General features: G+C 38.0%; 34 protein-coding genes and 3 pseudogenes. 2 read left to right on the forward strand and 35 right to left on the reverse strand.

Going from position 1 to position 21,301, the window contains the following annotated elements; translation table 11 throughout:
- Positions 1 to 141: 141 nt before the first annotated feature.
- The 25 genes and pseudogenes from DWY07_RS10740 to dinB all read right to left on the reverse strand — a co-directional run bounded on the left by DWY07_RS10740 (position 142) and on the right by dinB (position 14,302).
- A complete protein-coding gene (locus DWY07_RS10740; RefSeq protein WP_226801020.1) occupies positions 142 to 588 on the reverse strand; it encodes a hypothetical protein in 447 nt (148 codons plus the stop codon).
- Positions 589 to 700: 112 nt separating this feature from the next.
- On the reverse strand, positions 701 to 865 hold the full coding sequence (locus tag DWY07_RS10745; RefSeq protein ID WP_004853612.1) for a transposon-encoded TnpW family protein: 165 nt from the start codon (positions 863 to 865) through the stop codon (positions 701 to 703).
- Positions 866 to 1,131: 266 nt separating this feature from the next.
- Entirely contained in the window at positions 1,132 to 2,355 is a 1,224-nt protein-coding gene (locus tag DWY07_RS10750; protein WP_008402223.1) for a virulence-associated E family protein, read from the reverse strand.
- A 16-nt stretch (positions 2,356 to 2,371) separates the two neighbouring features.
- Positions 2,372 to 3,007 (reverse strand): CHC2 zinc finger domain-containing protein, encoded by a 636-nt coding sequence (locus DWY07_RS10755; protein ID WP_008402222.1) that lies wholly within the window; start codon positions 3,005 to 3,007, stop codon positions 2,372 to 2,374.
- Between the two features lie 270 nt (positions 3,008 to 3,277).
- Positions 3,278 to 3,946, reverse strand: coding sequence for a hypothetical protein (locus DWY07_RS10765; protein ID WP_117808631.1), 669 nt, complete (start codon positions 3,944 to 3,946; stop codon positions 3,278 to 3,280).
- 165 nt (positions 3,947 to 4,111) lie between these two features.
- Positions 4,112 to 4,696: a hypothetical protein gene (locus tag DWY07_RS10770; protein ID WP_117823065.1), complete on the reverse strand. Its 585-nt coding sequence runs from the start codon at positions 4,694 to 4,696 to the stop codon at positions 4,112 to 4,114.
- Between the two features lie 66 nt (positions 4,697 to 4,762).
- The gene (locus DWY07_RS10775) at positions 4,763 to 5,083 is read right to left on the reverse strand and encodes a type II toxin-antitoxin system RelE/ParE family toxin (RefSeq protein ID WP_008402216.1); all 321 of its coding nucleotides are present in this window, start codon (positions 5,081 to 5,083) and stop codon (positions 4,763 to 4,765) included.
- Positions 5,083 to 5,385 (reverse strand): type II toxin-antitoxin system RelB/DinJ family antitoxin, encoded by a 303-nt coding sequence (locus DWY07_RS10780; protein ID WP_172681925.1) that lies wholly within the window; start codon positions 5,383 to 5,385, stop codon positions 5,083 to 5,085. Before DWY07_RS10780 ends, DWY07_RS10775 begins: the two co-directional genes overlap by 1 nt.
- A 54-nt stretch (positions 5,386 to 5,439) precedes the next feature.
- Positions 5,440 to 5,817: pseudogene (locus tag DWY07_RS10785) on the reverse strand (site-specific integrase); the annotation flags it as partial.
- A gap of 118 nt (positions 5,818 to 5,935) precedes the next feature.
- Positions 5,936 to 6,670, reverse strand: a complete 735-nt coding sequence (locus tag DWY07_RS10790) for a MerR family transcriptional regulator (protein ID WP_008402212.1) — start codon at positions 6,668 to 6,670, stop codon at positions 5,936 to 5,938.
- A gap of 133 nt (positions 6,671 to 6,803) precedes the next feature.
- Positions 6,804 to 7,097, reverse strand: a complete 294-nt coding sequence (locus tag DWY07_RS10795) for a hypothetical protein (protein WP_004853536.1) — start codon at positions 7,095 to 7,097, stop codon at positions 6,804 to 6,806.
- 222 nt (positions 7,098 to 7,319) lie between these two features.
- Positions 7,320 to 7,790 carry a hypothetical protein gene (locus tag DWY07_RS10805; protein WP_015567916.1) on the reverse strand — a complete coding sequence of 157 codons (471 nt, stop codon included), beginning with the start codon at positions 7,788 to 7,790 and terminating at the stop codon, positions 7,320 to 7,322.
- Positions 7,791 to 7,995: 205 nt separating this feature from the next.
- The gene (locus DWY07_RS10810) at positions 7,996 to 9,231 is read right to left on the reverse strand and encodes a site-specific integrase (RefSeq protein WP_117823067.1); all 1,236 of its coding nucleotides are present in this window, start codon (positions 9,229 to 9,231) and stop codon (positions 7,996 to 7,998) included.
- A gap of 34 nt (positions 9,232 to 9,265) precedes the next feature.
- Positions 9,266 to 9,430 (reverse strand): DUF6290 family protein, encoded by a 165-nt coding sequence (locus tag DWY07_RS10815; protein WP_242997351.1) that lies wholly within the window; start codon positions 9,428 to 9,430, stop codon positions 9,266 to 9,268.
- 96 nt (positions 9,431 to 9,526) lie between these two features.
- On the reverse strand, positions 9,527 to 9,739 hold the full coding sequence (locus DWY07_RS10820) for a DUF6462 family protein (RefSeq protein ID WP_117823069.1): 213 nt from the start codon (positions 9,737 to 9,739) through the stop codon (positions 9,527 to 9,529).
- Positions 9,732 to 10,163, reverse strand: a complete 432-nt coding sequence (locus DWY07_RS10825; RefSeq protein ID WP_117823071.1) for a type II toxin-antitoxin system PemK/MazF family toxin — start codon at positions 10,161 to 10,163, stop codon at positions 9,732 to 9,734. Before DWY07_RS10825 ends, DWY07_RS10820 begins: the two co-directional genes overlap by 8 nt.
- Positions 10,164 to 10,166: 3 nt before the next feature.
- Complete coding sequence (locus tag DWY07_RS10830) at positions 10,167 to 10,535, reverse strand: recombinase family protein (protein WP_022204741.1); 369 nt, start codon at positions 10,533 to 10,535, stop codon at positions 10,167 to 10,169.
- A gap of 11 nt (positions 10,536 to 10,546) precedes the next feature.
- Positions 10,547 to 10,876 carry a helix-turn-helix transcriptional regulator gene (locus DWY07_RS10835; protein ID WP_055062802.1) on the reverse strand — a complete coding sequence of 110 codons (330 nt, stop codon included), beginning with the start codon at positions 10,874 to 10,876 and terminating at the stop codon, positions 10,547 to 10,549.
- Positions 10,866 to 11,087, reverse strand: a complete 222-nt coding sequence (locus DWY07_RS10840; RefSeq protein WP_117823073.1) for a terpene synthase — start codon at positions 11,085 to 11,087, stop codon at positions 10,866 to 10,868. Before DWY07_RS10840 ends, DWY07_RS10835 begins: the two co-directional genes overlap by 11 nt.
- Positions 11,081 to 11,488, reverse strand: coding sequence for a recombinase family protein (locus DWY07_RS10845; RefSeq protein ID WP_117823075.1), 408 nt, complete (start codon positions 11,486 to 11,488; stop codon positions 11,081 to 11,083). The genes DWY07_RS10840 and DWY07_RS10845 overlap by 7 nt, the downstream gene beginning before the upstream one ends.
- Before the next feature lie 149 nt (positions 11,489 to 11,637).
- A complete protein-coding gene (locus DWY07_RS10850; RefSeq protein WP_117823077.1) occupies positions 11,638 to 11,985 on the reverse strand; it encodes a helix-turn-helix transcriptional regulator in 348 nt (115 codons plus the stop codon).
- Positions 11,986 to 12,154: 169 nt separating this feature from the next.
- A complete protein-coding gene (locus DWY07_RS10855) occupies positions 12,155 to 12,358 on the reverse strand; it encodes a hypothetical protein (RefSeq protein ID WP_242997344.1) in 204 nt (67 codons plus the stop codon).
- A gap of 176 nt (positions 12,359 to 12,534) precedes the next feature.
- Entirely contained in the window at positions 12,535 to 12,789 is a 255-nt protein-coding gene (locus tag DWY07_RS10860) for a hypothetical protein (RefSeq protein ID WP_004611568.1), read from the reverse strand.
- 7 nt (positions 12,790 to 12,796) lie between these two features.
- Positions 12,797 to 13,039, reverse strand: coding sequence for a DNA-binding protein (locus tag DWY07_RS10865; protein ID WP_004611567.1), 243 nt, complete (start codon positions 13,037 to 13,039; stop codon positions 12,797 to 12,799).
- 15 nt (positions 13,040 to 13,054) lie between these two features.
- Complete coding sequence (dinB, locus tag DWY07_RS10870) at positions 13,055 to 14,302, reverse strand: DNA polymerase IV (RefSeq protein ID WP_117823081.1); 1,248 nt, start codon at positions 14,300 to 14,302, stop codon at positions 13,055 to 13,057.
- A 235-nt stretch (positions 14,303 to 14,537) separates the two neighbouring features.
- Here dinB and DWY07_RS10875 point away from each other — a divergent pair, with 235 nt between their 5' ends.
- Both DWY07_RS10875 and DWY07_RS10880 read left to right on the forward strand, forming a co-directional pair.
- Positions 14,538 to 15,272: an XRE family transcriptional regulator gene (locus DWY07_RS10875; RefSeq protein WP_117823084.1), complete on the forward strand. Its 735-nt coding sequence runs from the start codon at positions 14,538 to 14,540 to the stop codon at positions 15,270 to 15,272.
- 83 nt (positions 15,273 to 15,355) lie between these two features.
- Entirely contained in the window at positions 15,356 to 15,556 is a 201-nt protein-coding gene (locus tag DWY07_RS10880) for a helix-turn-helix transcriptional regulator (protein ID WP_004611564.1), read from the forward strand.
- 60 nt (positions 15,557 to 15,616) lie between these two features.
- Here the strand turns inward: DWY07_RS10880 and DWY07_RS10885 are convergent, their stop codons facing one another.
- From DWY07_RS10885 to DWY07_RS10940, 10 genes and pseudogenes are all read right to left on the reverse strand, one after another.
- Positions 15,617 to 15,946 (reverse strand): helix-turn-helix transcriptional regulator, encoded by a 330-nt coding sequence (locus DWY07_RS10885; protein ID WP_117823086.1) that lies wholly within the window; start codon positions 15,944 to 15,946, stop codon positions 15,617 to 15,619.
- A 327-nt stretch (positions 15,947 to 16,273) separates the two neighbouring features.
- Complete coding sequence (locus tag DWY07_RS10895; protein ID WP_181983916.1) at positions 16,274 to 17,563, reverse strand: DNA sulfur modification protein DndB; 1,290 nt, start codon at positions 17,561 to 17,563, stop codon at positions 16,274 to 16,276.
- A gap of 312 nt (positions 17,564 to 17,875) precedes the next feature.
- Positions 17,876 to 18,244 (reverse strand): annotated as a pseudogene (locus tag DWY07_RS10900) (hypothetical protein); the annotation flags it as partial.
- A gap of 247 nt (positions 18,245 to 18,491) precedes the next feature.
- A complete protein-coding gene (locus DWY07_RS10905; protein ID WP_117823094.1) occupies positions 18,492 to 19,010 on the reverse strand; it encodes an O-acetyl-ADP-ribose deacetylase in 519 nt (172 codons plus the stop codon).
- Between the two features lie 20 nt (positions 19,011 to 19,030).
- Positions 19,031 to 19,390 (reverse strand): YccF domain-containing protein, encoded by a 360-nt coding sequence (locus DWY07_RS10910; protein WP_117823096.1) that lies wholly within the window; start codon positions 19,388 to 19,390, stop codon positions 19,031 to 19,033.
- Between the two features lies 1 nt (position 19,391).
- Entirely contained in the window at positions 19,392 to 19,610 is a 219-nt protein-coding gene (locus DWY07_RS10915) for an aspartate dehydrogenase (RefSeq protein ID WP_117823098.1), read from the reverse strand.
- Positions 19,597 to 20,070, reverse strand: coding sequence for a YaiI/YqxD family protein (locus DWY07_RS10920; RefSeq protein WP_117823100.1), 474 nt, complete (start codon positions 20,068 to 20,070; stop codon positions 19,597 to 19,599). Before DWY07_RS10920 ends, DWY07_RS10915 begins: the two co-directional genes overlap by 14 nt.
- Positions 20,071 to 20,219: 149 nt before the next feature.
- Positions 20,220 to 20,465, reverse strand: a complete 246-nt coding sequence (locus DWY07_RS10925; RefSeq protein WP_347465496.1) for a VOC family protein — start codon at positions 20,463 to 20,465, stop codon at positions 20,220 to 20,222.
- A pseudogene (locus DWY07_RS13605) lies at positions 20,462 to 20,896 on the reverse strand (DUF4186 domain-containing protein); the annotation flags it as partial. The pseudogene DWY07_RS13605 and the gene DWY07_RS10925, both read right to left, overlap by 4 nt.
- A 37-nt stretch (positions 20,897 to 20,933) precedes the next feature.
- Positions 20,934 to 21,287, reverse strand: coding sequence for a hypothetical protein (locus DWY07_RS10940; protein WP_117823102.1), 354 nt, complete (start codon positions 21,285 to 21,287; stop codon positions 20,934 to 20,936).
- Positions 21,288 to 21,301 lie beyond the last annotated feature (14 nt).

Below are 21,301 nucleotides of genomic sequence, written 5' to 3' on the forward strand. Positions count from 1 at the left end.
ATGTCAAAGACTTTTTAGTACCCATACATTTCATTGCATGAAAAAAGCCACTGTAGATTTCTCCACAATGGCTATAAAGTCATTTTTATTCACTTTTGATTTTCGGCAACCTCATGCCCAAACTGGAATAGGTTTGACACTTTATTCGGGACTGAACTCCTTATCGGTAATGACATAATGAAATTCATCTGCACCAAAGGTATCTTTGTCCAGATCTGTAATAGTAAATGTAGTTCCATCAAATTTCATATAGCCGCTGGTGCCGTCAACAACAACGCCATCTTTTACAATGTCCAGATAAACAATTCTATCGATGCTATTCAACTCATAGGCCTGCCAACCGTCCACACCCTGAAAATAGGCTGTAACATTGGCAAACGGTTCATCGTTTTCCTTCTTGCAGACAAGATAACTGGCACTGTCCTCCGATACCCAGGTGGCAGTCATTCCCCAAGGACCTTCCGTTGATACATATCTCCCAAATTTATGGTCGTTGGTACGGTTAATTATGAGTCCTACAAAAGAACCAACAACGAGTACAAGAATAAGCACAACGACACCAACAATGATTTTTACATTCTTCCTCATGATAAATTCCCCCTTCCATAAATTCATCTGTTAAGAATATTCTTATTTTTCGCTCTTATTGAACATACTAATTATACCACAATATATGCAAGTTTTCCATATGCTTTTCTACCTATGCCGTATGCTGATTTGCCCTAACATCATTCTCAATCAGCCTCTTTATCTTGTCCTTCATGCTTTCTTCGGCATCCTCATTGAAATGCACTCTCACAACATACATTGTGCCACCTATCTGCTTTCTGAGTGCTACCGGTGTGTGTGATTTTCTATTCTCCATTTGTGTTCTCCTTTATGTCTGCCTGGTAAGGAAGAGCCTCTTTCAGCTGACAACCGGAAGCTGACAACCGACCTCTAAAAACTCTCAATTCCTTTTATTTATAGTTACTTTTCCTAAATTTACTTTTTCTCAAATATTCCGTTGCTTTCGTTGTCAGAACTATATATATCCCTTAAAAACATAGTAAATATAAGGTTTTATAGAACATAGAACCGACAACGGGGTTGGCAACGGGATAGACAACCAGCCGACAACCTATCAGGCATTTATCTCTCCATCCACTCCGGTGGCAATGATAACTGCTCCATCTGCTCCTTGGTTATCGGTTGAAAATCCTGACCTCTGTTGTCAGGCTTCTCCCATCCTTTCTGCCTGCGGTATGGTTCAGGAAAATGTCTTGGATTACTAAAGGCAATCCAATCACTGCAGTTATTCATAATGTCATTAATCTCACGAATTTCCCATTGTGCCGGATTTCCGTCATTTCCCAATGCCTCAGAATATAACTGCCTTGAACATACCATGCTTCCCTCGTAATGCTCCAAATAGTCAAGAATCAGCTCTTTCTTGGTATCTTCCTGCATAAACTGCTTCTGATACTCACAAAGCTCTTTTTCCATCTCTTTCGGAAGCCTCAGCTGGCATTTGCCACTCCTGTAGATTTCCATAGCCTCTGCCCACATCTGGTCGATATATTCCCTTGATGTCTTTTCATCATCGAGTATATGAGTTTCCGCCTCTTCCATATTGCAAAGAATAGGCAGAAATCTTCGGTTTCCCGACCTGTCCATAGGCAGGAAATCCAGCGAATTTGATGAACCGGCAAACACGCACTGCCTCTTGTGGTCTTTGGGATGCCTGTCGTATGGGGTCTTGTAAGTGTCTTTCTGTCTGCTCATAAAGGACTTGGTATCTTCCACATTCTTGGCATTGAGAATTGCCACCATTTCAGGGAACTCTATAATCAGATGCCCCTGTATTTTTCGGTATACATTATCATCATCCATTTTCTTCAAGTCATCCGTAAACCAGTCATCTTCCATGGCAAGGAAACGCAGAAAAGTGGATTTACCGGCTCCCTGACCACCTACCAGGCAGAGCATTACTTCAAACTTGATGCCCGGGCATGAAATTCTTGCTATCGTCCCTATCATAAAAAGCTTCATTACCTCATAGGTGTACTCACTGACCTCTGCCCCTAAGAAATGATGCAGTGCATAGCGTATCCTCTCCCTGCCATCCCATGTTATGGAATTGATGCGGTCAAGAACCGGATGGTATCTGTTTTCATTTGCCACGACCTTTATCACATCCTCAATCCGCTTTTCGTTGGATAATCCATAATGCTTTTCAAGGTAGACAACAAGGAATTTCAAATCAACATCCGTCAGGCTGTCGCTTTCACGATACCATCCCAAATCCCTTGTAATGTCGATTTTATCCGTAAACATGTTCAGACGGAATGCACCCTGCAGATTAGGGTCATTCATCAAAATCAGACGATAGTTACCGACTGTTTTCCTGACTTCTCCCTTTTCTGTGCTCTCCAGCATCGCCCTGACTTCTCCGATACTCTTCAATTCTTCCTGCAATCGACTTCACCCCCTTTCCAATGTCAGAAACAACAGAAGCTCTGTCAGGGATATCCTTTTCAAGGAGAGTATCAAGCTGATATTCCACTTTACTGATATTCTGCAGAGCTTCTACAAAGCAGGGATGCCATTCCTCATCCATGCTCTTCAGTGCATATTCTGTTTTCCATTTCCTTAACAGATGATAATAGTCTGACAGAACACAAAAACACTGCTTCTGCTCTTCATCCAGTATCTGCTCCGGTGTTTTCTTTGGTGCCATCTTTTTCGGTGGTGCCCGGTTGGTTGCGTCATAATTCAGTCCAAAGTCAGATGCAATCTTCATTGCAGCTTCCTTTGGTGCAAGCCCGAAATATTTTGCCACAAAATCTATCGCATCTCCGGTATCTCCACAGCCGAAACAATAGTATCTCTTATCAATCTTCATGCTGGGAGTCTTGTCTTTATGAAACGGACAACAAGCCAGCCCACTCCGGTTGATTTTGATGCCATACTGCATAGCCACCTGCCTTGCAGTGACATTTTCTTTCACTACTGCAAATACATTCATGCTTATCCCAATTCCTCTCCCCTTGCTTTTTTGTGCTTTCTGTCATGTGTGGGTGGTCTTACCCACGGAATACCATTTTTGCTATACATCAGGTGTCCTCCTTCATTTTTATTTGAACTTCTGGACAACTTGTCCAAAAGCTGCTTTCCTGTTCTTTATCCATAAATGCACAAAAAAGAGCATTCATGCTTTTTACACATAAATGCTCTGACGCTGTTTTATTATAAAATTGTCTTATCTGTTGTTCCCTACAAACTGGAATTTGACTAATTATTGTGTTTTAATGATTCTATAAACTACCCCCAATTGAGCAGGGTATGTTTCTTGAATCATTCCATTAAACCATATTGTAACGATATCTCCCACCTGAACATCTTCCGCTAAATTTTCTGCCGATACATAATACTCTCCATCATTCATCTGACAAAAGCCTTCAGCTGTACTCACATGCGTTACAAGAAGTTCTCCATCATCGGTAATTTTTTTTACTTTTGCATTAAAATTGATAACCTCTATTGGAATAGACGTATCATCTTTTTCAATATCTCTAAATATGATTCGTTCGTCATCAATGACTACTATGAGCTGACCTTCAGAACTCCTTTGATAATGATATCCGCTTCCGAAATTTGATTGATTATTTTCAGATGGTAACTCTGTCCCTGCCACTGTTGACACAATTTCTCCATCCATTGTTCCACAACCAGGCATTGACGCTACATATCCTGTGTCTTTATATATAACACCATCAACCATAACACATGGAGGATATGAGCCAGTATCTGCTATTTGCTCATTTTGTACTACATCATCATTTTCTTTATTTTCTGTTTCTACGGACACATTTCCAGACACAGGTTCTTTATTTTCTTGATTCGTTCCACATCCAGCCATTCCCAGCACCATACATAATACAAGCAGATAGATTACTTTTTTCATAATACATGCCTCCTTAACTTATATTTTTTAACTCTATAAACTGGAATTGTATATTAATTTTTCTTATTTAGTCTAATATGGAAATCGTTGGCTTTAGAACATTCTTCATATGTAAGATTAGTTTCATTCATTAAAAAACCAACGGCTTCCTCCTTTGTATTGTAATTAGATTTTTCTTTCATATATCTTAACAAATTGGTCATATATATTCTTCCGTACTTTTTCTGACAAACCGGCGTATTTTGTATCCAACACCTTTTTTACGGCTTCGTACTTCCTATTTTTATCTTCTATATCCGGACCACGGTCATAATTAAACCTCACATCATAAAAAATGTGTTTCATATCGTTACTTAAAGCTTGTAACACTCGAAATCCTTTCATAGAAAACTTTCCTTCTTTTATACCATTCTCCACACAGGGCTGTATCGCCCAATCCATCATAAACCAATTCTCCATTGGCATATTTACACCATATCCGGAATCTGACAAAAAGTCATTTATCTCATTCCAATTTATCTGTAACGGCAAATCGTTTTCTTTCGCAAATAAATAGTCATCACGCTGTAATTCCTGTTTTTTTCGCTTTCTTGTATTTCTTTCATAAACAATCCAGTATATTACCATTGCTGCTATAATACACACGCTAAATATCTTTGTAATCATGGTATTTCCTTTATAAATAATCAAGTATACTACGGTTACTACCGCAATACTTATGCTGAGTACCTTTATAATCAAACCATTCATTGTGTATCTCCCTATCACTAAAAATTGGAAATTAACAAGTCGACAAATTCAAATAAACGCGTGCTTTTATAGCTCGCCTCTCAAACGTGCTTCTATATCAGATGCCGTGTATAACACATCCGTTACAATTACCCTTTCGTCACGGATTGTGTAAAATACTGAATAATTATCGACGAGCATTCTACGCAACTCCATTCTCTTTTCCGGCTCAGAATCCATAATCCTAAATCGTTCCGGGAAAGTGTCTAATGTAAGTATTTCATCAGCAATGCGATTATATTGTCCCATTGCATTATCCGGAGCAAGCAAATCTATAGCAATATAATTGTATATATCTTCCATATCCTGCAAAGCTTCTTTTGTAATCTCTACCTTATAGTGCTTCATTAATGCCTCTCTCTAAATGCCACAAACGCACTAGCTGCATCCTCAACATTTCCTTTCTCTATATCGGCATATCCTTTTTCTAACTTTTGATGAATCTGTGTAACAGACATCATATCTGCATTCACTGAATTAGCCGCTTTTGGTAATACAACAGAAAAAGGAATTCCTCCTACTAATGATATTTGTTTTAAATACATATCTATAGCAGTAGCCATTGGTATCCCTAATTGTGCCAATACACTTTCTGCATTTTCTTTTACATCTGGATTTACTCTTATATTTAATGTTGCTGTTTTTCCCATAGAATACACCTCCATCTTTCTTTTATTGTAACGTCTTTTGCGTTACAAATCAATCTATGAAATATATTTTCGATGCGATAGCTTCACATTGTTTTGATTAACCATTGCATATCTGAGCGTTGTATCTATTTGCTCATGTCCCAGAATTTTCTGTACCTGTTCAATCGGCATACCTTTCTCAATTGCTCTGGTGGCCATAGTCCTTCTGAACTTATGTGGGTGTACCTTTTCTACACCTAACTTCTTCCCCATTTCTCGTAATCGTAACTCCACACCGCTTTCAGTAAGTCTACTGTATGGTTTGTTTAACGACACAAATAACGCTATATTATTATCTGTCCTTGATTCAATATAATTCAACAAATGAATTTTGGTCTTAGCATCAAAATATGCTTTCCTCTCTTTGTCTCCTTTGCCATCTGCGATGCATTTAATACTTCCGCCATGTCATTGATGATGTCATAAATTTCTCTACCCATAAGAGCACACTCCTTTTTGAAGGAGTATATCGTAGAAAAATCAGCGTATCAACAGAGCGTATTACTGGAATTTACCTTCCGCTCATATAAAATATATCAATAGCTTTACTTGCAAACTCTGCTGTGCCAACTCCTCCAACATCATCAATATTTTCCGTAAGTTCTCCTCCACCGGCATACATTCTTCCAAGACCGCATAAAATCTTATCAGAACATGTATAAAAATGATCTGTAATGTAATCCTGAAGTTTCCTTACCTGCAACTGCACCTGTTCATCTTCTGGGTCCATTTCTTTCATTTGTCCGAATTCAACAAATAATTGCATAAACTCATTTGCAACAGTAGCTTCATCATCTTTCGTCCAGTTCTTTGTTTTCTCTTCAAACTCCTTATACTCAGAGGTTTGTCCCCATTGTTCTTTTGCTCGTTTAGAATACTCATCAATCTTTGTTGTATCAAATACTTTAAAATCCATATATTTCACTCCTATTCCTTTTATTCCTCGAGCGAAACTAATAAGATTTTCAAGATGCTCTTTTTTCATAGTAAGCAATTCAATCTGCTGCTCTAATGCTTTATTCCTGTCAAAGTTAGGGGCATCAATTATCTTTTTAATCTCCTTAAGCGGAAATTCCAATTCTTTAAACAGTAAAATTTGTTGCAGCCTTTCCAAGGATGTATCGTCATACAGCCTATAACCTGACTCTGTATATTCAATAGGTTTTAAGAGACCAATGGTATCATAATACTGCAGAGTGCGTATACTCATTCCTGTTAATTTACTTACCTCATTCACTGTCATCATTGTCATTTCCTCCTCTCGATAAACATATCGTAAACTATTACGTTGCGTAGGAGTCAATAGATTTTCAAAGAAATTTTCAAAATTAACAGCTTGATAAATTCCGATTTTCTTGATTCTACAAACTGAAATTTGCTTATTTTAACCAAATCGGACCGACAATAAATATTCCCCAAAAGAGAACTGTAATAATGACTAAGGCTTCAGATACAGACCAGTAAATGATTTTATATTTTTTTACCGTAAGAGGATATATAAAATATATCAGTACAACTAATAGCTGTAAAATGATAAATAGTATTGTTTCCTCAACCGTTGCAGATATGAAAAAGTCAGCAGCGCCCTTTGCTACACCCTTACCTATAAGCCAGATATTGACTGCCAAAAAAGAAACGATTGAAAGAATTAGCTTTACACCAAATCTATTCATGTTATTCCCCTCCAAATTCCGATTTGTATTTCTGTTTGTTTTAAAAATGGGCAACTCCGATTGGAATTGCCCACTCATTGCACTAATTATGCGATTTTTTCTTGCTTGCACCGATTTCTGCATCAAATGATGTAAGTTTGATGTAAATCGCTGTTTTTTCAGTTTTTTATCAAATGAAGTACGTCCCGTCTATTTGGTAAAACGGTACATCTTTACATCATCTTAATAGAGCTTTGCACCTGCCGGAATGTGGTCATCAACCATCAGAAGATGAAGCTTTTCTTCGCCTTCTTCTTCATGAATAGCACTGAGGAGCATACCGCAAGAGTCAATGCCCATCATAGCTCTCGGTGGAAGATTTGTGATAGCAATAAGAGTCTTTCCAACCAGTTCTTCCGGCTCATAAAAGCTATGAATACCGCTTAAAATGGTTCTGTCTGTGCCTGTTCCGTCATCAAGAGTAAACTGTAACAGTTTCTTTGACTTCGGTACTGCAACACACTCTTTAACCTTTACTGCACGGAAATCTGACTTGCTGAATGTATCAAAATCAACAAATTCCTCAAATAAAGGCTCTACCTTTACCTTAGAAAAATCAATCTTTTCAGACTCAGTTTTTACATTTTTTTCAGGTGCTTCAGAAGCTGTATTATTTACATCATTTTTCTTATTTACACCATCTAAGGACTTCATTGTCGGGAGCCTTTTCGCTCTTGCTATAAAGGTCTGTAAGATGATTTGTATTTCTTTAAATCATTACAATAATCTCTTTAGCAAGCTGTACTAAAACAACCAAATTTACAGCCTTTTTTGGTCAAATATTAGTCAGATTAAATTTTTTTGGTCAATTGTCTAGCCCTCAAATCAGAGGACTCTTTTCTATATTATATCGTTGTTTCTAAAATACATCCATGTTCTTGGCAAGTTTCTCCAAAGCCTCTCTAGTAACCTCTGGATTTGCCTCCGCATAAATGTTCATGGTTGTGCTGACATCAGCATGTCCCATTACTTCTTGAATAACTTTTACATTGGTTTCGTTCTCACAAAACCTTGAAGCAAATGTGTGTCTAAAAATGTGACATGAAAACCTGGGCAACATTATAGGTTCTCTCTTCTTTTTCTTTGCCTCTACCTCTTCTTCGGCATTGTGAGTATCAACGATTCTCTTGATTGCACGATTTACTGCCTGCGGATTATGTGGATTTCCAAACCGATTAGTAAATATAAAGTTTGTCATTCCATCAACCTCTGCAACACAAAAACCTTCTTCCTGCTGGCGCTGATATTCAGACTTGAGCACTTCATACACCGGTCCCATCATTGGAATTGTCCTTATTCCTGCTTCTGTTTTAGGTTCTGAAACCCGGAACTCACACTTGAATGAATTATCAGATCTTGTGTAATAGGTAAGACTATGGTTAATATTGATTGTTCGTTTCTTCATATCAACATCGTCCCATCTGATGCCTATTGCCTCACCGATTCTACATCCTGTTCCAAGCAGAAATACAAAAAACGGATACCAATGGAAGAAAAACGGATTCTTCGCAACATAGTCAATAAATTCTCTCTGCTGCTCTACTGTCAGTGCTCTTCGGCTCTTTCTAGCACCACCATTTCTTTTTTTCACCTCAGCATAAGCTCCATCTACAGGATTTCTTCTTATTATATCATCTCGTACTGCCAGCTCAAATGTAGGTCGCAATACAGTATTGATACTTTCCAAAGTATTTACCTGCAATCCCTTGTTCGTAATCAAATCCGTATAGAAAAATAAGACATCAGAATACTTCACATCCTTAATCTTTTTCTTTCCAAACGTATCCCTGATAAAATGATCCCATGTATATAAGTAATTTGCCTTTGTAGTGCTTCGCAACTCCGTCTTTGTAGAAATATATCTATCAAATAGGAAATTCACATCTGCACTTCCGGCAACATATACATTCAATCCGTCCATCTGATCACGGACAAGTTCATCTTCTCTCTGCCTAAGTGTTACAAGAGATTTCGCATATATCGTCCTTTTCTTCCCTAATGGATCAGTATAAATATATGAATACCTGCCATCAGATTTACGATAATGCTCTCCTTTTCGTAATACTCTTCCTTTACCATCTTTTCTACAAGCCATCTTTTCTCCTTTCTCAAAAAGAAAAGAGCCTGCATTACTTCTGGTCAGCCATTAGTTTCTCTAAGACCGCCATTTTAACTACTTGCGTCATAGTCATGTTATGATTTTTGGTGTATTCAAGCAGCAATTCATGTTCTTCACCATTCAGTCTGATTGTAATCCTCTTATCAGCAGGATTTTCAACCTTTGGTCGTCCCATCTTTGCCAATATATCACCTCCATCTGAACATAGTATACTTTATGTCAGACATAAAGTCAAGTATATTAATGCAAACTCTTTCATATTCTTTTTAATTTATTTGTAGAATTCCTCGTCTTCTATATGAAATGTCTCCAGATATTCATCAAGAATATCAAGGTTCACAAGCACCAGTCTATTCATCTTATAACATGCTTTCGCATCCTTAGCCAACTGCTGGAACTTTGATAAACTCATTGAGTACATCTCTGCACCTTCTGGATATCTGACAAATCTCTTATTATTTGTTTTCTTTGTTCTGCTATCCATTTTGTTTCACCTCCAATTCCTCTAATACCATCTTGCGTGCTACCGGTAACAGATTAAGCTGCATAATCATTGCTCTATCCATTGCTTCCCTAATCTCTGATTCTCCCGGAATATATCCCGACTTAAAGCGAACACAGCCTTTATTCAAGGTCTGAATATCCTCCGGCATAAAATCAGATCTGTTGCTTAATGCATACCCTCTTATTTCTGAAGGCTCAACTATCACATGCACAGGATTATCTTTCAATTTTGATGATAATGGAACAACTGAAATCTGAGGTGCACCGCCATGATTACTTGCATCACACGACACCACGATTCCAGGTCTGATTCCGCCCTGTACTCCATGCGGGTTACGACCAAAGTCAGCATATACAACATCAAACTTCTTATATTTGTCATAATGTCTCTTATTCTTTTTCATAATCTAAAACCCCCTTAACTGCATAGCCAGTCTTCCATCGTCTACTGTAACAATAACTCCTCCGGCAGCCTGAACCTGTGCTATTTTTATAAATGCGTCAATAAGATTGTCTGTAATAACACTCATGTTTGCAACTATTACACCATCTACCTGCTTTTTTCTAATCTTATCCACAATCTGATGCCACTGTCTGTCCACATCATTCTGTGAAAATCCATGTCGGCGTTCAGTGCCAACAATCATGTATTCTTTATTTTTTACATACTCATGGATATATTTACTCTGCTTGTCCTCTAAGCGATCCACTTTATCCAATGGTGCACTTACTGACAAATACTCTATACATTCAATCGTCTTTTTCTTTCTTCTCATAGCCAAACCTCCTATGAAACAAGCATCTCTGCATTATCAAGCATCTCGTTAAATATCTTTTGAAAATATGCCTTCCTGCTGCAATCCATTAATTCCAACCTAGAATCAATTGAAGTTTCTTTCTTACTCTCTGCCACATTTAGGATTGTATTGGCATCTACCTTGAAATAATCAATTATCTTAAATAGATTTGTGATACTTAATGCACGTTCTCCATTCTCATACTTTTTGATAGTTGACTCACTAATGCCAAGCTCAGCTGCAAGAGCTTCTTTTGTAAGATTTCTTTGGATTCGTAACGACTTAATCACGATTCCAACTTGATAACCATCATATTTCATCGCTATATCCTCCATTGTCATTTGCCATTTCTCTTAACATCTCTACAGCTTCACCTTCTGTCTCATACTGACCAAGCCACTTCCCACTTGAATCATGTACCACTGTTCCGAATGCAGTCTGTGTAAATCTGCAATCCTTCACAGCCGGGACTTGTTTGTCCCGACCGGAATGATTTTCTGTTGTCGCTCTACCAAAGGACTCCGTTAGCATCCAAAGTCCTCTGCATGAGATGCAGTAATTGGCACCGGACCGACTTCAAGAGAATAGAGCCATATGCCCATATCTGTGATGGTCTTTACAAATTCCTCCAAATCATAAATGTCATCGGTGATCTCATTCATGCTTCTGACTACTACAACCTCAAAATCTTCCTCTTTAAGTGTTGCAAAGAAAGCATTCAGTGCTTCTCTGTCATAGTCTCTTGTCATTGAACGGTCACAATATACATCGTTAATTATTACTCCGTTAGGCATTGCCTGATCACGCATATTCTCAACCATTTGGACTACATTAAGTTCTGCTCTGCGGGACTTTATAAATGCAATTCCCTTTGCAAGCTCCTGATTATCTGTACCTTCGTTTCCTACTACGTTAAAATCTCTTTTATTCATTTTGTTATCTCCTTTACGATTTCGTATTGGAGAGTTTTGGCGCCTCCACTCTCGTGGTGTGCTGTTCCTTAGCACATGATTATTGTATCCTGTCAGCCTTTAATTGCCGACCGTGTACAGGCGACAATTATGTCGTGTAAACACGACAATCACTTTTCAACTGACACGCTTTTCATCGCTTTCATCATTGCAAGGCACTGTCTTATCTGCAATTCATCCATATCTGAAAGAACATCCATTGCCTCAGATAACAGTTCTGATTTTTCCTCATTCTTTCCATAAATAATGAAATCAACAGACACTCCAAGAACGATTGCCAGATTATCTAATGTCTGTATCTTAAAATCTCCACCATTTTCAATAGCTGACAATGCCTGTCTGCCTATACCTACTCTATGAGCTAACTCATCCTGTGATAATCTTATCGCCTTTCTCCTGTCTGCAATTCGTATTCCTCTCTCATAATCCTTTTCTCTTGTCTGTGCTTTACTGCTCATAAATCCTCCTTGCCGCCCTTGGAAACGAACAAGTCGGATTACCTTTACAGCACAAAAAAGACGCACGAGGAAACCAGTATCATAAATACTGTTCGTTTCCCCTGCGTCTCTGGTGCTTCCATCTTTCGATGTGCCCTTATCAGGTGGGCTGTAATTTAATTTTCAATCGTTATATTCTGAAAGTCCCATTCTCAGAATGTTCCTTCATCATTCCCTCGGAATACTTCTTGAGTATCATCACTCGCTTGCATCTGTCACACTTAATTCCAATATTCTGAAGTGCTACAACAGAATCATCACCACATACAAAGTATTCCATCATTAACTTATTGCATTTTTTACATCTAATTTCTATAACATTTCCTTTGTTCAATTCAGTTCGCTCCTTATTCATACAAAATCATCAATCTACAATTCTGTACTCGTAAAGGAAAGGGAAATCACCTTTGCAAGCCTGTTGCCGGGAGTTCCGATGAATGTCTGCACATTCCCCGGCTTTGCTGATCTAAAGCCAACTGACATGTTGTGTGCTGTCAGCACACAATCACATCAGGCTCCGGCTCTTTCCATAAACCACATATTGTTATCTTCATAGAAAAGGAATATTTCCTTTCCATCTACCACACAGGTATAACGCTCTCCAACGCCACCAGCCCTTGTACTGGCTGCTCTGCGCTTGTCTTTTACTCGTGTAATCTCATACTTTCTGCCATCTTCCCATGTTATCTCTTTGGGAATGAGCAGTCCGTCCTTTGAGAACTCTGCAAGTACATCAACATATACCTTATTGCTCAATGTAATCACCTTCCTCTTACAAGATTGCTATTGCTCTGGAAGCATCCATCTTCCTTGCTATATAGCCTTTTTCTTCTAATATTTTCAGATGTGCATAAACACTTGAAGTCGATGCCACCCCTACCATCTTGCATATCTCCCTGATAGTAGGAGCATAACCATTCACACGCTGATATTGCATAATGCTTTCATACACATTCTGCTGTTTCTCCGTCAATGGTGCTCTGTCTACCAGATCAATTCTTGCTGCTTCGCTCATGTTCCGCCTCCCTCTTTATCCAAAATACCCATGTGGATGTACTGTGTGTTCTTCTTTTGCATTGACTGCCGATAGAATCCTGTCCCGGTACATGAGTCCCCTCTGGATACTGTAAAATCCAAACCTCTTTCGTATCTCATCCACCGCTGAATCCATCTTCATCTGCTTTTCACGCTTCTCCACACTTGAGAACAAATCAATCTGTTCCCAATAATTATCTGTTACTAGGTCTGCACCTCGGACACCAACACTGCGGATTGGTTTGCTCCAGTTATAGTTTTCCTTAAATATATGATAAGCGTATGCAGCTATCTCTCCGGTGATATTCGTTGCATGGTCAATCTTTTTCTGACGGGTAAAAGAGAATAACTCATTATCTCTGACACTTATCTCAACCACTCTGCACCGGAATCCATTCTCACGAAGTCTTGCTGCAACACTCTCAGCCAGAATATAAAGAACAATCTTTACATCCTCATCGCATACTAAATCCTTTGGTGTCGTTGTGCTGTTTCCCACCGATTTGATTGGAGCGTGGGTATTCTCCAGCTTGACAGGTGAATCATCATAGCCATTAGCAAACGACCATAAGATACTGCCCATCTTTCCAAGGTGACTGTTAAGCACTTCTTCATCTGCCCTTGCAAGATCACCTATGGTTTTGATACCAAATAATGCAAGCTTTCTGTTCGTACTTTTGCCAACGTATAGAAGATCTGCCACCGGAAGTGACCAAGCCTTCTGCTTAAACTCACTCTTATACATAGTTGTGATTGCATCAGGCTTCTTATAGTCTGAACCAAGCTTTGCAAATATCTTATTGAAAGAAACACCAACACTCACTGTAATTCCAAGCTCTGACTTCATTCTCCTGCTGATTTCCTTTGCAATGAGCAATCCATCTCCTTTAAGGGAGCTGCTCCCTGTCACATCAAGCCAGCACTCATCAATCCCATATGGCTCCTGCCTGTCCGTATATTCTGCATATATCTCATGTGCCATCCTTGAAAATCGAAGATATAAGTCCATTCTTGGTGATACAAATGTTATGTCCGGACAGACCTCCTTTGCCTGCCAGAGTGCCATTCCTGTTTTCACACCGTACTTCTTGGCAATATAGTCAGCTGTTAAGACAATCCCATGTCTTGCCTCCGGATCACCGCCTACTGCCAATGGCTTTCCTGCAAGCTCCGGATGATGCAGATGCTCAATCGAGGCATAGCAACAGTTTATATCTGAATGAAGTATTACCCTGTCTCCCATCTTCATCACCTCCTGCATTTAATCTGTCACTACCATAACCTTTAGTCCAAGTATATGAGTAATGTTTCTTACAGGGCATAGTATAACCCCAAGAATAATCGACTGTCAACGGACACATGTGTCCTTTTTCTCATTATATTGGATTTTTAACTTGAATAATTGCTACTATTGCTATATACTATGGAGTGAAAAGAAACATTTGAAATCAACAAAATGAAAGAAAAGAGGCGTATGTATGTACTCAATCGGAGAAATCATTTCATCATATAGAAAAAAGAAAGGCTTGCTCCAGCAGGATCTCGCTGATGAACTGGCAAAGGAAGGCATCACTATTTCCTATAAAGCCATATCCAACTGGGAGAGAAATCTTGCTGAACCAAGCGTTACCATATTTTACAAAGTGTGTAGAATCCTTGGTATTACTAACATGTATGAAGCATATTTTGGAGTAAATCCTGCTGATCCATTCTCATCACTTACTGATGAGGGCAGGGAAAAAGCTATGGATTATATCAATCTGCTTCACGCATCCGGAATGTATGAAAAGCAAACCGCTAAGATAATTCCATTCCGAAGCATTGATATTTTTGAAAATGCCGTATCAGCCGGAACCGGTAACTTCCTTGTAGACGGACCGAAAGAGACTGTACACATAGATGAATCTATCCTACCGGAAGATACTACTTTCGGTGTCCGTATTAGTGGTGACAGTATGGAACCTGAATTCCATGACGGTCAGATTGCATGGGTATTACAACAGGAATCTGTTGCTAATGGAGAAATCGGCATATTCGCTCTTAACGGAGAAGCCTATATTAAGAAATTACAAAACGATAAAGACGGAATTTTCCTTATCTCACTCAATGAAAAGTATGCACCTATCAAGGTTAGTGAAAATGACCGCTTAGACATATTTGGAAAAGTTCTTGGAAAATCTGATGCTTCTGCTATCACAGGACATTGCCGATAAAATTGCAAGTCCTTTTTATTGGACACATTATTTTGCATAATGACAATAAGAAAATATCTATAGAATTGAAAGAAGGGATCTTTATGGCGGTTACCAATAATATCAGAGAAATCCGGGAACAGCGAGGCATTTACCAGGATGACCTTGCCGCTGCTATCGGATACAGCACCAAAACTGTCGGCAGGATAGAACGTGGGGACAGTACCCCATCTGCCGAATTTATGCTGCGGATATCAAAGTACTTTAATATGCTGGTGGAAGATGTATTCCATGTAGAGGATTGAGCTGGTGAATAACATCCAACTCATTTATATATTCAAAAATAACCAAACATTCTTTGTCTCTTAAGCTGATAATCTTTTAGAGACTTGAATCATTGCAAGACATTTTTTTAATTCTACTTCCTCCATGCTTTCTAATTCAAAATTTATGGCTTCAATTAAGTTTTTCTTATTTTCATTTTTGCAGCTGCCTTTTAAAATATAATCTGTAGTAACCCCCAAAACCGAAGCCATACGGACTAATGTTGAATGCTTAATCCCATGACCATTTTCAATACAAGACATAGACTGTCTGCAAATCCCTACACGAGAGGCAAATTCATCCTGATTCCAGCCATGTTCTTTTCTTAGCTTAGCAATTCGATCCCCCCTTTGCATATCAACATCAGCCATCCGAGTTCACCTCCTCTCTGTAATTCACCAATAAAAACAAGCCGAATAAACTTCACATATGCAATGCATATATTTAGTCTATCCGGCTTTGATACTCAATGAACGGCACTTCTGATAGTATTATTAATCTTGTATTGGTTGGCATTCAACTAAGCATGGACCATTTGTTAATTTTGAATACAAATACTCCGCTTCAATTTTGCCAAGGCACTTATCCTTTTTAAAAAGAGCAAGATATCGTTTTCCATCTTTTTCCAACGCATATCCTAGTAATTTGTCTTGATCATTTCTTATTTCACACCTTCGATCCAATTATCATCACTCCCTTTATTTCTCAATAACATCCGGTAACTTTGCATTCTCATCGTCTGTTGCCTCTCTTAATACACTTAGTAATCGTTCTCTCTCAACCAAAGGTACTTTATCGCCAATCAACATATAGGCAATAATTCCTCCGGCATTTCTTAATGCTTGTGCACCTGCAATCATTTTTCTGTTAGCTGTATTGGTCACTAAAATATTTGTCCATACTGGATTTGAAATATTCCAATCAATCATATTAATTTTAGGAATCATGTCTTTAAATTCATACCCTGCATCTAGAATAATTGATGCTGCATGTGCTAATGCCATATGTGTAACTGGCTTTAGCAAAAGATTTTCTTTTCTTAACTTTTCTAATGGTTTTCCCTTTTCCAAACACTCTATATATGTCTTAAATACATCAATTTCAGTTATACATAAACGCCAGTATTCCTTCATAACTTGATTTGCCTTTGCTAAATCAGAATCATTTCGCATGGTCTTAGGTGTGATGCCGTAATGTCGCAATATCATTTCGCACGACGAATAAATTGCACTAAGTGTTGTAAGCTGCTTACTCCTTGCAGGAATTGTATTTGATTTCCAATTTACAATTTCAAATTCATTTACAGGTTTTAATGGTCCATCATCTGAACTAAATAACGCTCTTGCAACAATAGCAACCATATCATCTTCTGAGGTAATAATATTGTCGCTCTTTGATGTCTGTTTAGCATAACGATTGACCTTGTTAAATATTTTTCTTATCTTAGCATTGTCATCTGTATGTTTTATAAAGATAACACTAATATCTGCTTTTCCAATCTCAGGATGCGGAACCAATGTTTCTCTTACTGCATCTGATAGTTGTACACTTCCCGGTATACCATTTTTACCTCTAATTGCCATATTTAATGCTGCCAATCTATGCTGACCATCTAATGCAATCAAACTCTTATCATCTGGCAAAGTAAGAAAACCAGCATTATCCAGAGTATTATCATAAGCATCAAACTTTACTTCAACTACATCCTTTATGCCCTGAAATTTCACTTTTTCCCAGCCTTTATATATGTCTACAATCAAGGCTCCAAAAAACCAGTCAGAATCATTTACAATGTATGGTACAATTTCTTCAGCAACTCTATCGCCTTTAATCTCTCTTTGCATTCTCTCATCTATTGTCATATCTGACCAATTTTCCATTTCACTTGCATACCCAACATTTTGTATAAGAGTATTTGCTTTAACATTTGCCAAATAATATGTAGTACTCCCTATCTTGCATTCTTGAGCTAATAATGTTAATCCCATTTTATACCTCCATATTGTTTTGTAAAATATATATAATGTTTTGTAAAACATTTCTTTAACTAGGAGTATAATTACTTTTTTTAGACTTGTCAAGTGTTTTATTGAAATATTATATTGTTTTGCAAAACATCGCACAAAAAAAAGAGGATTTTCCACTCTACGTGAAAGATTCTCATACTATAACATTAAATCATTTGCAATCAACTTATTTATTTTACGGCTCTCCCTCTGTTTTGGACAGCTTTCATGTCCTTATCAACAACAACGAAAAAATGCCACACAGTTATTAACAACCATGTGACATTTATACTCTTAATACAATTTTGCACCTGCTGGGATTGCGTCATCTAACATTACCAGATTCAGTTTTTCTTCTCCATTTACATTGTGAATTGCAGAAAGAAGCATACCACATGAATCTATTCCCATCATAGAACGTGGTGGAAGATTTACGATTGCAAGTAAAGTTTTACCTACAAGTTCCTCCGGCTCGTAAAATGCATGTACTCCTGAAAGAATAGTTCTTTCATTCTCTGTACCATCATCAAGTGTAAATCTAAGAAGTTTCTTACTCTTAGGTACTGCCTCACAATTTTTTACCTTTACAACACGGAAGTCTGACTTTGAAAATGTATCAAAATCAACCTGCTCCTCAAATAATGGCTCAATCTCAATACCTGTATTATTTTCAACAACTGCTGCCACTTCTTCTGCTACTACTTCATTATTATCCATTTGATTGTAACTCCTTTGCATTAATTTCTCATCATAATATGTAATGTCGGTTGGAACCGCATTACTATTAGCTAGTATACCATAAACATACTATTTTTAGGAAGAAATGTCCTATTTCATCCGTAAATAGATTGCAGCTTTTTAAATCAGTTAAATTTGACCCTATTAAACCAATCTTAAACCGATTAATCTTTTAATATATCTTATCAACCTCATCTTCATACACTGATTCAGTATGAGTATCAAATAGCACCCATTCCACCAGATCAAAACAATCCGGATTATCCTGCAAGAACCGGTTTACTGTATGTACCGCAATCTTTGCTGCCAACTCAACAGGAAAACTATATATTCCCGTTGATATTGAAGGAAATGCAATAGACCTTATTCCATTATCCATTGCCAGCTTCATAGAATTAAAATAGCAGTTAGCAAGAAGCTCCTCTTCTCTATCTCTGCCTCCATTCCATATCGGTCCTACAGTATGAATAACATAATCGCATGGTAAATTATAGGCTTTTGTTATCTTTGCTTCTCCAGTCACGCATCCGTGAAGTGTCCTACACTCAGCCAGAAGTTCCGATCCTGCGGCTCTATGAATCGCACCATCTACACCACCTCCGCCAAGAAGAGAGTTATTTGCTGCATTCACGATAGCCTGAACATCTGTTACTTTTGTTATGTCACCTTTTATTGTCTTAATCAAATACATCTTTCTTACCTGCCTGTTTATTATATTACCTCTGCCCCAAATGGCATCAGAGACAATTTAGCAATTTTGAAAAACTGCTTTCCGAAAGGAATTCCGATAATTGTTATACAACATATCAGACCTGCCACAGCATTTCCAACTGCCATAGGGATTCCTGATACAATCAGCCAGATAATATTTGCAATTAAGCTAACTGCACCGCCACCATATACCACTTCTTTTCCAAACGGAAAAAATGCCAAACCTGCAAACTTAAAACATTGTAAGCCTATCGGTATTCCTATTATAGAAATGCACCACAGGCAACCTGCCAAAACCCACGACAGTCCACTCAACAATCCACCACATATAAACCAAAGTATATTTCCTAATATGCTCATATCAATATTCCTTCTCTATCTCTCCATATATTCCATACATTTTCTTGAATACATCAAGGTCTGCCTGATTTTTAATCAGCATAACCTCCTCTATCTTACCTGTATGAATGTCCTTAAAGCCTGCAACCTGCTCACCATTACATATGCTTGCCTTGATTACTGGTTTCTTATTTTCTTTATCATATATCTTCGTAACTATCTTTTTCTTAAATAGCCCCACTCTGAGCACCTTCTTTTGACTTTGCCATCAGTATAAGTTTTTCAAAGGACTGTGCAAAACGTACATCATCTACTTCTGTACGCTTTCTCGGTCCTTTCATGTGATTCTTATGAGAGCTGCGTCTTGCCTTCTTGTTAAGATGTCGTTCCATAAGCATCTGATCTATGTTATCATTCGTGTACCACTTGCCAGATTGGTGAATAGCATATGCACCTTTTCCAAGAGCCATAGCAGCGACACCATAATCCTGCGATACTACTACATCCCCTTTATGACAAATGCTGATCAGTTTATAATCTACTGCATCTGCTCCTGCACCTACCACAATCACATCGCTGTAATCAGAATACAAAATGTGATTTGTATCACACAACAATGTGGTGGAAATATTGTATTTCTCTGCTATTGTCTCTACAATGTCCACTACCGGACACGCATCTGCATCTACAAATATCTGCATTTTCTCCTTAAATCCATTTCATATCAATTATAGTTAATTGGTGTGCGTACTTCTATAAGATTTCCTGACGGATCATAGAATCTTACAAGTTTCTGTCCACCTTCAAGTTCCGTTAATTCCGTAACATAACTCACAACATACTTACCAGACTACAGTTTTTCAATAATGCCTTCTATATCATTATCTTCAAAATAAAGTTCTGTCATATTGTTATGTGGAGTTGTATGTATTTTTGTACTATCATACCATACATCTACATCTTGTAACACAAGCCCCTCAGACATTATCACATTGCCTTCCAGCCTTGTAATCACACGCAGTCCAAACAGTTCTTCATAAAAATCAATTGATTCGTCAATGTTATCAACAATAATCAATACATTTTTCAAACTCATGATTTATGTACCTGCCTCTCCATTTCTCGTTGAATCCATGTCATAATTACATCTACAAGATAATCCTGCTGCACCTGACTCAATTCCTTGCCGGGCTGCATTTTATGCCACTTTCGAATGCACTCCCTACAGCATGTAGCTGTTGCGTGCTGAGCAATAAATACCGGATGACCACGCATTGGTGTCTGCTTGCCATCATTTGCTATATATGCCGGAGCTTCTCTCTTTGCAATAAAGTCCTTAGCATGTTGTCTTATTGTATCAAGGTCTCGTCTCCCGACTCGGTCGTTGCTCCTGCTACGCAGGGTCGTCCACTGGACGACCGCAACCTTTTTCATTTATGTAATCAATATCTTTCTGCTTCAGATTGAAACTGCTTCGGAACTTGGAATTATCCAGTCGTTCAAACAACTGCCTATACCAGTACTCATTCATATTCATTTATACTAATGTATAATCCACCTAACATTACTGATATCTGCTTATTATGGAAGCAGCTTCCAACTTTATTTTTTCAGGATTCTCTAGATATTCTTCTACAATTTCCTTTTGTAACTTAGTTCCTGTCATTCCATCATACTCTGTATCTGGATCTAAACAACGAATTCTACCGGATTGCATTCTTATACCACTATAATTTCTGAAAATATCAGACACGGGTTCACCCGTGATTTTCATTTCCCTTATTCTTAGAATAGAACTGATTCTATGGTAATTCTCATCAATTATCTCTGGCAACATCTGTTTTGTTCTAAAGTATTCTGCTACAAGCACAACCACTTCTTCTCTATCCCAGTTTCTCTGTTCATTCTTTTCGCTCATATAATTTACCTGCC

It is taken from the genome of Clostridium sp. AF23-6LB (assembly GCF_003461085.1).
GTDB lineage: Bacteria > Bacillota > Clostridia > Lachnospirales > Lachnospiraceae > Coprococcus > Coprococcus ammoniilyticus.